At 75.4% G+C, this 13,659-nt stretch carries 13 protein-coding genes; 10 read left to right on the top strand and 3 right to left on the bottom strand.

Going from position 1 to position 13,659, the window contains the following annotated elements:
* Nucleotides 1-224: 224 nt before the first annotated feature.
* From FHS34_RS11610 to FHS34_RS11635, 6 genes are all read left to right on the top strand, one after another.
* Entirely contained in the window at nt 225-1,253 is a 1,029-nt protein-coding gene (locus tag FHS34_RS11610) for a 3-oxoacyl-ACP synthase III family protein (RefSeq protein ID WP_184963895.1), read from the top strand.
* Complete coding sequence (locus FHS34_RS11615) at nt 1,250-1,990, top strand: glycosyltransferase family A protein (RefSeq protein ID WP_184963897.1); 741 nt, start codon at nt 1,250-1,252, stop codon at nt 1,988-1,990. Before FHS34_RS11610 ends, FHS34_RS11615 begins: the two co-directional genes overlap by 4 nt.
* Nucleotides 1,990-3,474, top strand: a complete 1,485-nt coding sequence (locus FHS34_RS11620) for a class I adenylate-forming enzyme family protein (protein WP_184963899.1) — start codon at nt 1,990-1,992, stop codon at nt 3,472-3,474. Before FHS34_RS11615 ends, FHS34_RS11620 begins: the two co-directional genes overlap by 1 nt.
* A gap of 346 nt (nt 3,475-3,820) precedes the next feature.
* Nucleotides 3,821-4,942 (top strand): cytochrome P450, encoded by a 1,122-nt coding sequence (locus FHS34_RS11625; protein ID WP_184963901.1) that lies wholly within the window; start codon nt 3,821-3,823, stop codon nt 4,940-4,942.
* Nucleotides 4,939-5,382: a hypothetical protein gene (locus FHS34_RS43430; protein WP_184963903.1), complete on the top strand. Its 444-nt coding sequence runs from the start codon at nt 4,939-4,941 to the stop codon at nt 5,380-5,382. Before FHS34_RS11625 ends, FHS34_RS43430 begins: the two co-directional genes overlap by 4 nt.
* A gap of 131 nt (nt 5,383-5,513) precedes the next feature.
* Entirely contained in the window at nt 5,514-5,870 is a 357-nt protein-coding gene (locus FHS34_RS11635; RefSeq protein ID WP_184963905.1) for a hypothetical protein, read from the top strand.
* 146 nt (nt 5,871-6,016) lie between these two features.
* On the opposite strand, the gene FHS34_RS11640 is transcribed toward FHS34_RS11635, so the two are convergent.
* Nucleotides 6,017-6,550: a MarR family winged helix-turn-helix transcriptional regulator gene (locus FHS34_RS11640; RefSeq protein WP_184963907.1), complete on the bottom strand. Its 534-nt coding sequence runs from the start codon at nt 6,548-6,550 to the stop codon at nt 6,017-6,019.
* Nucleotides 6,551-6,800: 250 nt separating this feature from the next.
* Here FHS34_RS11640 and FHS34_RS11645 point away from each other — a divergent pair, with 250 nt between their 5' ends.
* The gene (locus FHS34_RS11645; protein ID WP_184963909.1) at nt 6,801-7,871 is read left to right on the top strand and encodes an alkene reductase; all 1,071 of its coding nucleotides are present in this window, start codon (nt 6,801-6,803) and stop codon (nt 7,869-7,871) included.
* A 72-nt stretch (nt 7,872-7,943) separates the two neighbouring features.
* A complete protein-coding gene (locus FHS34_RS11650) occupies nt 7,944-8,849 on the top strand; it encodes an NADP-dependent oxidoreductase (RefSeq protein ID WP_184963911.1) in 906 nt (301 codons plus the stop codon).
* 80 nt (nt 8,850-8,929) lie between these two features.
* Here FHS34_RS11650 and FHS34_RS11655 read toward each other — a convergent pair whose 3' ends face one another.
* Both FHS34_RS11655 and FHS34_RS11660 read right to left on the bottom strand, forming a co-directional pair.
* Nucleotides 8,930-9,808: a dioxygenase family protein gene (locus FHS34_RS11655; protein WP_184963913.1), complete on the bottom strand. Its 879-nt coding sequence runs from the start codon at nt 9,806-9,808 to the stop codon at nt 8,930-8,932.
* 75 nt (nt 9,809-9,883) lie between these two features.
* Nucleotides 9,884-10,822, bottom strand: a complete 939-nt coding sequence (locus tag FHS34_RS11660) for a helix-turn-helix domain-containing protein (RefSeq protein ID WP_184963915.1) — start codon at nt 10,820-10,822, stop codon at nt 9,884-9,886.
* Nucleotides 10,823-10,936: 114 nt separating this feature from the next.
* On the opposite strand from FHS34_RS11660, the gene FHS34_RS11665 reads away from it, so the two are divergent.
* Nucleotides 10,937-11,920, top strand: coding sequence for a LysR family transcriptional regulator (locus FHS34_RS11665; protein WP_184963916.1), 984 nt, complete (start codon nt 10,937-10,939; stop codon nt 11,918-11,920).
* A 128-nt stretch (nt 11,921-12,048) separates the two neighbouring features.
* Entirely contained in the window at nt 12,049-13,443 is a 1,395-nt protein-coding gene (locus FHS34_RS11670; RefSeq protein WP_184963918.1) for a trypsin-like serine protease, read from the top strand.
* The last annotated feature ends 216 nt before the right edge of the window (nt 13,444-13,659 follow it).

Below are 13,659 nucleotides of genomic sequence, written 5' to 3' on the forward strand. Positions count from 1 at the left end.
GCCCCCCCCCCGCCCCCCCACCCGGGGGTGCGCCCGGCGGGGGGGGGGGGCCGGGCGGGGGGGGGGGGGGGGGGGGGGGGGTGGGGGCCGCCGCCCCCCCCCCCGCGACGCGAATCCGGCAGGGGAACCGGACAGCACCGTGATGTGACGGAGCACGACTACCGATGCCGACTAGGTACGCGTGCTCAGGCCGGTGGCCCGGTACCGGTCATAGCGTGCGGCCCATGCACATAGACCATGCTGCTCGCGCCTCGGTACCGCGGGCGGGGATCACGGCGGTGGCGTCCTGCCTGCCCGGGACCGAGCTGACCTCCCGGCACCTCCAGGAGCGGATCACCGAGGCATCCGGGCTGCGGCTGCCGGTACGGATGCTCGAGCGGGCCACCGGTATCTCCTCGCGCCGGGTCGTGGCGGACGGCGAGTACGCCTCCACGCTCGCCACGCGGGCGGCGCGCACCGCACTGGCCCGGGCCGGGCTGTCCCCGTACGACATCGACCTGCTGGTGTTCGCCTCCGCCACGCGGGACGTCGTGGAACCGGCGACCGCGCACATCGTTCAGGCCGAGCTGGGCTCCCGGGCCCACGCCTTGGACGTGACGAACGCGTGCAACAGCTTCGTCAACGGCATCGACACGGCACGGGCGATGATCCTGGCCGGCCGGGTCCGCCGGGCCCTCGTGGTCACCGGGGAGACCCCGAGCCGGGCGGTGCGCCACGCCCCGTCCGGCCCCGAGCAGCTCCGGGACGGCTTCGCGGGCTACACCTTCGGCGACGCGGGGGCCGCGGTCGTGCTGGAGACGGTGGACCGGGGCGGCATCGTCGACGTGGACACCGAGACGCACTCCGAGCACTGGCGGGTCGGCGGGATCTTCGGCGGGGGGTCGCGCCATCCCCGCGGGGACGAGCACACGTACTTCCGCGGCGACGGGGCCGAACTGCGGGAGGTCTTCGAGAAGGTCGGCACCTCGGTCCTCGACCGGATGCGGCGGCGCACCGGGCTCGGCTGGGACGACTTCCGGCACATCCTCGTGCACCAGGTCACCGTGCCGTACCTGGAGCGGTTCGTGGAGCTGACCGGCGTACCCCGGGACCGGCTCGTCGTCACCGTGCCGGAGCTGGGCAACATGGCCAGCGCCACGCTGGGGGTGCAGCTCGACCGCGTGCACGACGGACTGCGGCCCGGCGACCGGGTGCTGTTCGTGGGCCTGGGCGGCGGCGTGAGCATCATGACGATGGTCTGGGAGAAGGCATGAGCGCCCTGTGGGTGGTGGTGCCCGCCCACCAGGAGGCCGCGCGGCTCGGCGCGACACTGGACGCGCTGGCGGCCCAGCGGGACAAGGACTTCACACTCGTCGTCGTGGACAACGCCTCCACCGACACCACCGCCGAACAGGCGCGCCGCTTCGCCCGCCGGGCTCCCTTCCCGGTGCATGTGCTGCGCGAGGAGGAGAAGGGCGTGGGCTGCGCGGTGGACACCGGATTCCGTTACGCCATCGGAAACGGCGCGACGCTGCTGGCCCGGACCGACGCCGACTGTCTGCCGCACCCCGGCTGGACGGCCGCGGCACGCGACGCGCTGGCGCGGGGCGCCGGGCTGGTGTGCGGGCGGATCGAGGCACGGCGCGACGAGCACGGGTCCTGGGGCCGGGCGGTGTTCCGCGGGCTGGTGCGTCTCGCGGCCCTCTTCGGGCGCGTACGTCCGGCGCACCGGCGCCGGCACGGCTACCTCGCCCCGTACCGGATGCACGCCGGGAACAACATGGCCGTCACCGCCGCGCTGTACGAGGCCGTGGGCGGGATGCCCCGCCGCCCCTCCCCCACCGACCGGCTGTTCCTGAACCGGGTGCGCCGCCGGACCAGCGCCGTCGTGCACGCCCGCGACATGATCGTGGAGAACTCCACCCGACGGCTGCGCGCCTACGGCCTGCTCGGAACCGCCCGCTGGTACCTCGACAAGGGGCCGGGCCGGCACGGGGAGGACCCCCGCTGATGCTCGACATCCTCGCCCATGCCCTGCGCGCCCACGCCGGCCGGCCCGCCGTCCTCGGCGCCACCCGGACGGGTACCGCGCGCGTCCAGGCCACGTACGGCGACCTGGCCGACCTCGCCGACCGCTACGCCGCCGCCCTGCACGCGCGCGGCCTCGGTCCGGGCGGGACCGTCGGGGTCGCCGTGCGGCCCGGGCCCCGGGCGCTGGCCGTACTGCTCGCCGTGCACCGGCTCGGCGCGCGGGCGGCGGTGCTCGACCCCGGCGCCGGACCGGACGTGCTGCGTGCCCGGCTGGCCCTCGCCCGGCCCGGGCTCGTCCTCGCCGACGCGGCCGCGCAGGCGGTCGCCGGCTGGGCCCGGCCGCTCGCCCGAAGGGCCCAGCTCGCGCTGCCGGACCTGACGGAGCTGGGACCGGTGGTCACGGTCGGGCGGCGGCTGCCCGGCTGCGCGCCCGCCCTGGACGACGGCAGGCGGGCCATGGTCCCGCCGCGACCGGTGGACGAGGACGCGGACGCGGTCATCGTCTTCACCTCAGGCACCACGTCCCGGCCGCGCGCGGTGGTGCACACCCGCTCCTCGCTCGCAGCGGGCATGGCCACGGTGGCCGGCCTCGTCCAGCCGAGGGCGGGCCGGCCGGTGCTGGGCGGCACCTTCTTCGTCCTCGTGCCGTCCCTCGCGAGCGGCGCGCCGGTCGCGCTGCCCGCCCACTCACCGCGCGTCCTGGCCCGGCAGTTGCGCGAACTCGCCCCTCAGGCCACCTATCTGACACCGCCGCAGCTGCGGTCGGCGCTGGCGCACGGGGCCCGCTTCACGGGCCGGGTGTGGACGGGCTCGGCCCCGGCGAGCGCCGGGCTGCTCACCCGCGTCAAGGAGGCGGGCGCCGAGGAGGCGTGGGGCGTGTACGCGCTGACGGAGCTGTTTCCCGCCGCGGCGGTGGAGCAGCGTGCCAAGGCCGCCTACACGGGTGGCGGCGACCTGGTCGGCGCTCCGCTGCCGGGGGTGGCGGCGAAGGTGGACGCGGCCGGTGAGCTGCTGCTGTCCGGCCCGGCGGCCCGCGACCGCTGCCTGGGCGAGGAGCCGGACCCATGGGTCGCCACCGGTGACCGGGCCCGGCTGGAGGAAGGACGGATCGTGCTGGAGGGCCGCGCCAAGGACATGGTGCTCAGGCATGCGGAGAACATCTATCCGGGGTTGTACGAGCCCGCGCTGCACGTGCCGGGCGTGGAACTGGCGCTGCTGGTGGGCGTACCGGCCGGGGACGGGGACGAGCGGCTGGTCGCCGTCGTGCAGCCGGCGCGGGGAGCCGACCGTACGGCGCTGCGGGCGGCGTTGGCCGGACCGCTGCGGCGGATGGGGTCCGCCCGGCCGGACGCGGTGCTGCTCGCCGAGATCCCGCTGTCCGGTCGGTCCCGCAAGCCCGACCGCCCCGCCACCGCCCGGCTCGCCGCCCGCCGCCTCGCCCGGACGGAAGGGAACCGACGATGACCGCCCCGGACAGCGGGACGCCGCAGTTGGTCCTGCACAGCGGCCTGCGCCGACCGCGGGCGTGGACCGCCCGCGGGACACTGCCGTGGAGCCGGAACCGCCGCTGCCGGCCCGCCGACCCGCGGGAGACACACCATGCCCGCAGGTCCCCGCAGTGCCACCGGAACCGCCGCTGCCGGCCCGCCGGGTCGCGGAAGGCAGACCGTGCCGACAGGTCCCCGCAGTGCAACCAGGACCGCCGCTGGGGACCCGCCGGGTCGCGGGAGGCAGACCGTGCCCGCAGGTCCCCGCAGTGCCACCAGGACCGCCGCTGCCGGGCCGTCGGTGGGCGGGAGGTGGGGGTGCGATGACCACCGCATCCGGGCTCCGGGCGGCGCGCCGGCGTGACCGGCGCGTGTACACCCGCTCCCACCCGGCGCTGTTCGCGCTGCTCGCCGTCACGCGGCGGCGGGCGGTGGCCCGCCTGGGGGGTGTGGTGCTGGTGCATGACGGCGACGCGTACCGGAACGCTCTCACCCGGGTTCCGCTGGACCGCGCCGCGCCCGGCACCACCGGCGGCGCCGTCCGCGAACTGTCCGTCGGCGGGGCGCTGTTCGACCAGGAGGGAACGGGTCACCGCTCGGCCCGGCGCGCCGTCGCCGATGGCCTCGGCCCGGCCGGGCTGGAGCGGCTGCGCCCTGTGTGGCGGGAGGTCCTCGCCCGGCGCCTGGCCCCGCTCGGCGCGGGCCGCACCGTCGACCTCGTACCGGTGGCCCGCGAACTGGCCGGGGCCACGGTCCGCGCACTCCTGGACGCTCCCGGAACCCCGGAGCGCATCGCCGAGGCCGCCGCCCGCGCCGCGGCGGCCGCCGTGCGCGACCATCTGCCCGGACCCCGCCGGCCCGGCACCGCCCGGGCGGCCGCGGTGGCGACGGCCCGGCTGGAGGCCCTGCTCTCGTCGGCTGCGCCGGACGAGGGGCCGGCGCTGCGGGCGATGCTCGCGGTCGCGGCGGTCAACACCACCGTGGCGGCCCTCCCGCGCGCCGCCGCCTGGTGTGCGGACGCGGCGCTGTGGGACCAGGCCGCCGACGACCGGCTGCGGCCGTCGCTGGTGGGTGAACTGCTGCGCGTGACCGCGCCGTCCCCGCTGCTGCCGCGCGTGGCGGCGGCCGACGCGGAGCTCGACGGGTGTCCGGTGCGGGCCGGTGACCGGCTGATCCTGGTGGCCCGGCATGCCGCGCGGGCCCACGTCGATCCCCCGGACGCCCGCCGGCCCGCGCCGCCGGCCGTGTCCCGGCTCGTCTTCGGCGCCGGGCCCCACGCCTGCCCCGGCGCCCGGCTGGCCCGCGCCCAACTGGACGACGTCCTGGCCGCTCTGGCGCCGTACCGTCCCGTCGTCGTCCGGGCACGCGTGGACCGGCACGGCGCGCTGCCCGGCTGGCGGTCGCTGTCCGTCCGTGCCACGCGCGCCCCACAGGAGGGTCGATGAGCACGATCGCCGTCACCGGTGCGAGCGGCTTCTGCGGGTCCCATGTCGCCGTGGCCGCCGCGGCCAGTATCCGGCTCAGCCTGACGGCCGTGGAGAACCTCTCCGACGCCTGCCTGGACGCCGCCGGCTGGCCCCCGGGCGCCTACAACATCGCCGACCCGGCGCCGTACGACCGGGACCGGGCCGTGCGGGCGGTCCTGCGGGCCCACGGGGTACGGGCCCGGATCCGGCACGTTCCGCCGGCGGTCGCCCGTACCGCGGCACGGGCCGCCCAGGTGCTGGGCCGACTGCGCCCGGCAACGGAGCCGCCGCTCACCCTCTACGCGGTCGACCAGCTCGCCGGCCCGGTCGTCCTGGACGTGTCCAAGGCGGAGTCCCGAGGCTGGACAGCGCGCCGCGTCCTGGCCGACTACACGGCGGCCGTGCCGTCCGTGACGTAGGCCTCGCCGGGCCGCGCATCGCGGTGGCGGCGGGGGCCGACTGAGCCGACTGCCGACGGAGCACACCCCGGACGGCTGACTCGGCGTCCGGGGTGCGTCGCGTTGTCAGTGCCCCCTGCGACCGTGAGCACATGACGCCCACCACCGTGGAAGCCACACCCGACGCGCTGGTCGCGGCGCTGCGCATGCCGGTCTGGAACACCCTCGCCGCACGGGCCGAAGGCATCCGCCGCGCCCTGCCCCCGCGTCCCGGGACGGCCCGGGAACGCCTTGCCTGGCTGCGGTCCCTGGATCCCGAACAGGCGCGCCACGCCGCGCTGCTGGACCACTTGGACGCCCTCTGCGGGCACATCAGCGGACGACGTCCCGCGCTCGGATACGCCGCCGACGACTCGCTGCCGGACGCGGCCCTGCAGGAAGCCGAGGGATTCAACCGGCAGCTCACCGCACTCATCGCCGCCTACCGTGCCGTCCGGCAGAGCGCATGACTCACCCGCGCCGCCAACTCCCCTGAGCTACGCCCGGCCCGACCGGGACGGGACAACGCCGCGGCCCTGCCCTGCCGCGGGCACGCGATACGCGAGAAAAGCACCGAGCCGCCCGGCAACCGGCGCACGCTGCGGCGCGTCGGCCGTCACTGCTCCGCGGTCGTGTCCGGGGAACTCACGGCGGCCTGTACGAGGTTCTGTTCCAGGCGTTCCAGGGTGAGCAGGGCCTCCGTGCGCTCGTCGTCCGAGAGGCCCGCCGTCGAAATGTCCTCCAGGCGGCTCCAGACCCGCTCGACCTCGCGGCGCAGGGCGTGGCTCGCCGCCGTGGGTTCGATGAGCGAGGCGCGCTTGTCGGTGGGGTCGGGGCGGCGGCGGACGAACCCGGCCTGTTCCAGGCGCCGGACGGTACGGGTCATGGTGGCGGCGTCGGAGTCCATCAGGCGCACCAGTTCGGCCTGGCGCCGGGCACCGAGTTCCCACAGGTGCATCATGACCAGCTCCTGGCCCGGATGCAGGCCGATGCGGCGCAGCAGCTGTCCCGCGAGCATGCGGTGCAGCCGGGCCAGGCGGAAGATCGTATGGCTGATCGGGCCGCTGCCGGCGGCGGCCGGTACCGGGACGGTGGCCTCCTGCCCCGCTTCCCCTGCACCGCCTGCGGTCTCCGATGCGGACTGCACCATCTCATCCCTCGCTTTCCTGCCTGGGCAACTTAATACTACCTCGCGGTAGCCGGAGCGACAGCGATCCCCTCATAGCCGTGATAACGGGGCCAGTTATGCCCATGTGACGTGCTCCACATATCCCCCGAGGAATGCAAGCAGGGCTATTACCTGTTCGGACAGGTGATTTACTTACTCGGACAGGTAAACGTCCCGGTGGCGGTCCCGGCAGGACCGGGCCCCACAGCAGCACTCATCCCGAGGGAGAGACATGACCTCCGCATTCGATCCGATCGACCTGAGCGGCAAGCGCCTGACGAACCGCGTCGTCATGGCGCCGATGACCCGCAGTCGCGCCTACGGGCCCGGCGCGGAGCCGACCGAGATGATGGCGACGTACTACGCGCAGCGCGCGGGCGCCGGGCTGATCGTCACCGAGGGCATCCAGCCTTCCGCGGTCGGACAGGGCTACCCCGACACCCCCGGTCTGCACACGACCGGGCAGGTCCGGGCATGGCGGACGGTGACCGACGCCGTGCACCGCGAGGGTGGCGTGATCTTCGCTCAGCTGATGCACACCGGCCGGGTCGGCCACCCGAGCCTGCTCCCCGACGGCCTGGTGCCGGTGGCGCCGTCCGCGGTGGCCGCCAAGGGCCAGGTCTTCACCCACGAGGGGCCGAAGGACTTCGTGACCCCGAAGGAGCTGAGCGAGGCGGACATCCGCCGGACGATCGACGACTTCGCCGCTGCGGCCCGCAACGCGGTCGAGGCCGGGTTCGACGGTGTGGAGCTGCACGGCGCCAACGGCTATCTGATCCACCAGTTCCTCGCCCCCGACACCAATCGGCGCACCGACGCCTGGGGTGGCGGCACCGAGGGCCGGATCCGCTTCGCCGTCGAGGTCGTCACGGCCGTGGCCCAGGCGATCGGCGGCCACCGGGTCGGTCTGCGCATCTCGCCCGGAAACCCGTACAACGACATGGCCGAGGACAACCCGGGCGAGGTCTACTCCGCGCTGCTGGACCGGCTCGCCGGCCAGGAACTCGCCTATCTGCACCTGCTGGAAGGGCCGGACCGTGATCTGACCGCGTCGCTGCGCAAGGTGTGGCCCGGCACGTTCGTCCTCAACCCGTTCACCCACCCCGACGTCACCGGCCCCGACGCGCTGAAGCTGATCGAGGACGGCAGCGCGGACATGGTCGCCTACGGGGCGCTGTTCCTGGCCAACCCCGACCTGCCCCGGCGGCTCGCCGCCGGCGGTCCGTTCAACACCCCGGACCCGTCCACCTTCTACGGCGGCGACCACCGCGGCTACACCGACTACCCCGTCCTCACCGCCTGAGCGGCCAGGCCGCCGGCGGGGCCGCACCGTGGGTCAGAGCATGTGCGGCTCCCCTCCACCTGAGAGTTGACGATGTCCAAAGCAATCACTTTCTCCGAGTACGGCCCGCCCGAGGTGCTGCGTCTGTCGGAGGTCACCGCACCCGAGCCCGGTCCGGGCCAGGTCCGGATCCGGGTGCGGGCCGCCTCCGTGAACCCCCTCGACTTGAAGATCCGTTCCGGTCTGATGGCCGGCACCGTCCCGGTCCGCTTCCCGGTGATCCCGGGCCTGGACGCGGCTGGCGTCGTCGATGCGGTCGGCGAGGGGGCGGACGTGACCGTGGGGGCCGAGGTCCTCGGCTCCGCCGTCGGCGGCAGCTACGGCGAGTACGCCCTGCTCGACCGGCCCGTGGCCAAGCCCGAGGCGCTGTCCTGGGAGGTCGCCGCCTCCCTGGTCACGGTCGGCCGGACGGCGTTCCGGGTCCTGGAGCAGCTGGGTGTGCAGGCCGGCCGGACCCTGCTCGTCCACGGCGCCGCCGGCAGCGTCGGCTTCATCGCCGCCCAGCTGGCCGTCGCCCGCGGTATCACCGTCGTCGGAACGGTCGGCGAGCACGACATCGAGCGCGTCACCGCACTCGGCGCCACCGCGGTCCGCTACGGCGACGGCTGGGCGGAACGGGTGACGGCCGCCGCTCCGCGGGGAGTCGACTTCGTCTTCGACGCCTCCGGGGCGGGCGTGCTCGCCGACTCCGTCACCCTCGCCGGTGACAGCGCACGCGTCATCACCATCGCCGACATGTCCGCCGCGCGGCACGGCGTCCGCTTCAGCGCGGGGGACTCCGGCCAGGCGGGGGAATCCCTGCCGGAGCTGGTGGGGCCGGCCGCCGCCGGCCGGCTCACCGTGCCGGTCTGGCGCACGTATCCCCTGGCGGAAGCGGCACAGGCGCACACCGACCTGGAAGCCCGCCGCAACCACGGCAAGGCCGTCCTGACGCCCTGACCCGCGGCTGCCGCCACCGCGGCAGGCGCGCCCCAGGCGTCGGAGTCCCGGCACGGTCGCCCGGCCGCCCGACGACACCGTCAGGCCGGCTGCCACAGGGCCGGCACCGCCGGGGGCTCCCAGCCCGGCTGGGCCGTGTGCGGCTGGAGGCAGACGTAGGCGTGGTCCGCGTACGTGACCCAGTCTCCCGCCCGGTACCTGCCGCCCACGGTCCACGTGGTTCCGGGCGGGTGGGGACCGGGCCCGGGGCCCGGGTCCTGCGGGACGTCGAGGACGAAGTCGAACGCCGCCTCCCGGCCGCCGCCCGCGTCGCGCACGGTCATCAGCAGCCGTGGGTCGAAGATCGTGTCGGTGTTGTTGCGGGGCTCGTTCGGGAAGTACAGCTGCGTGGTCAGAATGGGGCGGCCGGGCGCCTGCACCTTGACGTGGAGGTGCCGCGTGCGGCCCGGGTAGAGGCCCGGCACGATCGCGGTGAGCGCGTAGGAGCCGCGGGAGTCGGTGTACTGGTGGCCCCGCAGCCGGAAACCGGTGTTGTCGTACGCGCCGTTGTCGTCGGCCTGCCAGAAGTCCAGCAGGACGCCCGTCAGGGGACGGCAGGCCCGGCCGAAGACGTAACCGGTGACCGTGAGCGGGGTGCCGGGCAGGCCGGGCTCCAGCAGGCTGGTGCGCTCCGGCGAGTGGGGCTTGAAGTACGGGCCTTCGATCTGCTCCGGGGTGGGATCGTCGCCGTCGTCGCACGGCGGGGTGAGCCGGGGCGCCGTACCGCTCGCGGCAAGGTCGCGGGCAAGGGCCGGACCGGCGGTCAGGGCGACGGGAACCGCGACGGTGGCCGCGAGCGCCGCGCGCAGTACCGTCTTGCGGCGCACGAGCCGGGAAGGACTCGCCTCGCCCGCCGCCCCCTCGCCGTCCGGGCCGGTGCCGTTCCGGCCCGCGCCGTGCGTACCTGCTCCGTCGTCCATGTCTCCTCCTAGGGGGGAAGGCCGGGGCGGATCCGGTCGGGGACGGATCCGTTCCGGGGCCGATCGGCACCGAACCTAGGCGGGCGCGGACGGCGCTTCGAGGGACTGGTGAGGGCGGCTGTGGTGTTTTCGGAAGTCCCCGGGGCTGCTGCCGGTCTCCCGCCGGAAGAACCGGCTGAAGTAGGCGGGGTCGGCGAATCCGGTGCGGGCGGCGACCTGCCGTACCGACAGCTGGGTGTGGGCGAGCAGCCGCTGTGCCTGGTAGGCGCGCGCCTCGATCAGCAGCCGTCCCGGTGGCCGGCCGGTGGCGGCCCGTACCGCCTGCGTGAGGTAGTGGGGCGTGACCCCCAGCCGGTCGGCGCACTCCCGTACGGACCGCCCCGCCGCCTCGGGACGGGCGATGAGCAGCGCGAAGGCCTCGGCCACGGCGGCGGGGCGCCCCTGGGCCCGCGAGTCACCGCCGGTGCCGCCGCGGTCCGGCAGCCGCGAGGCGCGCACGACGAGGACATGGAGCAGGGCGCGCAGGACACTCTCGTGCCCCGGGGCCCGCTGCCGGTGCTCGGCGACGAGTTCGGCCATCAGGTGCCGTACGGACCGGTCGTGGTCGGTGTCCAGCCCGAACCAGCACTGTTCGCCGAGCTTGCGCAGTGTCTCGCGGTCGCCGGGGTGGTCCACCAGGAAGTCGTCGGTGAACAGCACGAGCGTGCCCTCCGGTCCCCGGCCGCCCTCCCAGTGGTGCACCTGGCCGGGCAGGATCACGGCCAGGTGCGGGGGCCGCAACGGCCAGCGCGCGAGGTCGACGACGTGGGCGCCGGAACCGGCGCTGACGTGGACGATCTCGTAGAACGTGTGCCGGTGCGGGCGGTCCCAGCGGGACAGCGGCCCCACCGCCTCGAAGGAGCCGGCGGCGAACGGGACGGCACCGGGTCCGGCAACCTCCAGCCGGTGGAGGGGCACGTCCCCGGGCGGGGGTGGCAGGCTGGGGGTTCCCGGTAGGACGGTGGTGCTGCGCATCGGCCGCGCTCCCCTCTCGACGGTTCGTCGGGTCACTCATCGGTACCCCACCGGCACGGATCAGGTACAGACCAACCTCTTGCCCCGCGTCCGTAAGGACCGCAAGCTCCCCTCATGGAGCTGGAGTTGCGGCATCTCAAGACCATTCGGACCATCGCGGAGGCAGGCAGCCTGACCAAGGCGGCGACGGCGCTCGGACTCGCGCAGCCCGCGCTCAGCGCACAGCTCAGGCGTATCGAACGCGCCCTGGGCGGCCCGCTGTTCGAGCGGGGGCGGCACGGCGTGCGGGCCACCGCCCTCGGCGAGCTGGTCCTGGAACGCACCCGGATCGTGCTGCCCGCGGTGAGCGAACTCCAGCGGGAGGCGGCCCGGTTCGCGCGCACACGGCGGGCCGGGGAGCGGCTGCGGCTCGGCGGCACGCACGGGCCGCTGCTGGGCGCGCTGGTCGACCGGCTGGCGGACGCCGCCCCCTGCACCGCCGTGACCACCCGCGCCTCCTGGTCGGAGCGGGAGCTGGCCGGGCTGCTGGGCGAGGGACGCCTGGACTTCGCGCTCGCCGGCGTCTGCGGCTCCGCTCCCCTGCCCGACACCCCGCACCTCGTCTGGGAGGAGATCGCCGTCGACCCCGTCTTCGTCATGCTCGCCGACGGTCATCCGCTCACCCGCGGGCGGGAGATCGACCTGGCCGCGCTCGCGGACGAGGAGTGGGCGTGCGTCCCGGGCGACGGCTGTTTCGCGGACTGTTTCACCGCGGCCTGCGCCCGGGCCGCATTCACGCCCCGCCGCATGTACGAGACGGACACCTCCTCGTGCGTGCATCTGGTGCAGGTGGGCCGGGCGGTGGGGCTGTGCCGGGCCACGTTCCCGCCGACGCCCGGGCTCACCACCCGCCCGCTCGCCGGGACGCCGCTGGTGTGGCGGCATCTGCTGGGCTGGCATCCGGCCGGCCAGCAGCCGGACACCGCGGCCACGGTGCTGGCTCAGGCCCGCGCGGCGCACGCGGGGGCGGCGGCGCGCAGCGACAGCTACGCGCGCTGGCTCTCCCGGCGCGGGGAACCGGATGCCGCGACACACCGGCGCACCGGCCGAGCGTCCTGAGGAACCGGCCACCGTCCCGGGGAGGCGGGTGCATAACACGGGGGCAGGGGGTCGGCTGACGTCTTATCGGCCGCGGGGTGACCTCCCTACGGTTTCGGCACTCCCACCGAATCCGAGGAGATCTCCCCATGCTCCAACGACACCTCAGAGCCGCGTGCGCCGCCGCCGCGGCGGCGGGTGCCCTGCTCGTGGCCGGGCTCAGCGGCTCCGCGAGCGCCCAGCCGTCCGCCTCCCCCACCCTGCCCACCGCGGCCGAGACCCTCCGCGCCGCCGACGCACCCCCCGCCCTCCTCGGCGCGCTCCAGCGGGACCTCGGCCTGAACCGGCAGCAGGCGCTGCGCCGGCTGGCCAACGAAGCCGAGGCGGGCGCCACCGCGGGCCGGCTGCGGGCCGCGCTGGGCACGGACTTCGCGGGCGCCTGGGTGCGCGGCACGGAGTCGAGCACGCTGAACGTGGCCACCACGGACCCGGCCGACGTGCCGGCGATCCGGGCGCGGGGTGCCGACGCGGTCGTCGTGGACCACTCCCTGGCGGCGCTCGACGCGGCCAAGGCACGGGTGGACCGCGCCGCCGCGCACCGCGGCACCACCGGTTCCCCGGTCTGGTACGTCGACGTGCGCGCCAACACGCTGGTGGTGCGGGCGATACGGGCGGACGCCGCGCGCTCCCTGCTGACGGCCGCGCACGTCGACGCCTCCTTGGCCCGGATCGTGAAGTCGGCCGAACATCCCCGTCCGCTGTACGACCTGCGCGGCGGTGACGCGTACTACATCGACAACAGCAGCCGCTGCTCGATCGGGTTCCCGGTGACGCGGGGCAGCCAGCAGGGCTTCGCCACGGCCGGTCACTGCGGGCGCGCGGGCAGCTCCACCACCGGCTCCAACCGGGTCGCGCAGGGCACCTTCCAGGCGTCGGTCTTCCCCGGCAACGACATGGCGTGGGTGGCGGCCAACGCGAGCTGGACCGCGACGCCGGACGTCAACGGCTCCGCCGTCCAGGTCGCGGGGTCCGCCCAGGCGCCGGTGGGTTCCTCCGTGTGCCGCTCCGGCTCCACGACGGGCTGGCACTGCGGCACCGTGCAGCAGCTCAACGCCAGCGTGACGTACCAGGAGGGCACCGTCACCGGCGTCACCCGCACCTCGGTGTGCGCCGAACCGGGCGACTCGGGCGGCTCGTTCATCTCCGGGAGCCAGGCGCAGGGAGTCACCTCGGGCGGCTCGGGCAACTGTACGAGCGGCGGTACGACGTACTTCCAGCCGGTCAACCCGATCCTGCAGTCCTACGGTCTCACCCTGAAGACGGCCGGGACCGGCCCCGGCGACCCGGGCGACCCCGGTGACCCGGGTGACCCGGGCGATCCGGGCGATCCGGGCGATCCGGGCGGCACCTGGTCGGCCGGCACCGTCTACCGGGCGGGCGACACGGTGACGTACGGCGGTGCCGCCTACCGCTGCCTGCAGGGCCATCAGGCCCAGCCGGGCTGGGAACCGCCGAACACGCCGGCACTGTGGCAGCGGGTGTGAGTGGCTGATCTGCCGGCCGACCACGGGCCCGGGCGCTGACGACGGAGCGCCCGGGCCCCTTCCCGCCGCGTCCGGCCGGGGCGGAACACGCCGCGACGAGGCCACCGCCTACGTCAGGCGCCTGACGGCGGACAAGCGGTACTCCGCGACGTCTACTGAGAGCGGCCACCGCCCAGCCCGTGTCGCCACCGGGGCGATGATCAAGGCCACTACGCT

The sequence above is a fragment of the Streptomyces echinatus genome (assembly GCF_014203595.1).
In the GTDB taxonomy this organism is placed as follows: domain Bacteria; phylum Actinomycetota; class Actinomycetes; order Streptomycetales; family Streptomycetaceae; genus Streptomyces; species Streptomyces echinatus.

Bases quoted from the DNA above. Each gene is read 5' to 3' on its own strand.
- FHS34_RS11620 (WP_184963899.1), top strand. From the start codon at position 1,990: ATGCTCGACATCCTCGCCCATGCCCTGCGCGCCCACGCCGGCCGGCCC.
- FHS34_RS11610 (WP_184963895.1), top strand. From the start codon at position 225: ATGCACATAGACCATGCTGCTCGCGCCTCGGTACCGCGGGCGGGGATC.
- FHS34_RS11640 (WP_184963907.1), bottom strand. From the start codon at position 6,550: ATGGTGCAGTCCGCATCGGAGACCGCAGGCGGTGCAGGGGAAGCGGGG.
- FHS34_RS11625 (WP_184963901.1), top strand. From the start codon at position 3,821: ATGACCACCGCATCCGGGCTCCGGGCGGCGCGCCGGCGTGACCGGCGC.
- FHS34_RS11670 (WP_184963918.1), top strand. From the start codon at position 12,049: ATGCTCCAACGACACCTCAGAGCCGCGTGCGCCGCCGCCGCGGCGGCG.
- FHS34_RS11660 (WP_184963915.1), bottom strand. From the start codon at position 10,822: ATGCGCAGCACCACCGTCCTACCGGGAACCCCCAGCCTGCCACCCCCG.
- FHS34_RS11645 (WP_184963909.1), top strand. From the start codon at position 6,801: ATGACCTCCGCATTCGATCCGATCGACCTGAGCGGCAAGCGCCTGACG.
- FHS34_RS11655 (WP_184963913.1), bottom strand. From the start codon at position 9,808: ATGGACGACGGAGCAGGTACGCACGGCGCGGGCCGGAACGGCACCGGC.
- FHS34_RS43430 (WP_184963903.1), top strand. From the start codon at position 4,939: ATGAGCACGATCGCCGTCACCGGTGCGAGCGGCTTCTGCGGGTCCCAT.
- FHS34_RS11665 (WP_184963916.1), top strand. From the start codon at position 10,937: ATGGAGCTGGAGTTGCGGCATCTCAAGACCATTCGGACCATCGCGGAG.
- FHS34_RS11650 (WP_184963911.1), top strand. From the start codon at position 7,944: ATGTCCAAAGCAATCACTTTCTCCGAGTACGGCCCGCCCGAGGTGCTG.
- FHS34_RS11615 (WP_184963897.1), top strand. From the start codon at position 1,250: ATGAGCGCCCTGTGGGTGGTGGTGCCCGCCCACCAGGAGGCCGCGCGG.
- FHS34_RS11635 (WP_184963905.1), top strand. From the start codon at position 5,514: ATGACGCCCACCACCGTGGAAGCCACACCCGACGCGCTGGTCGCGGCG.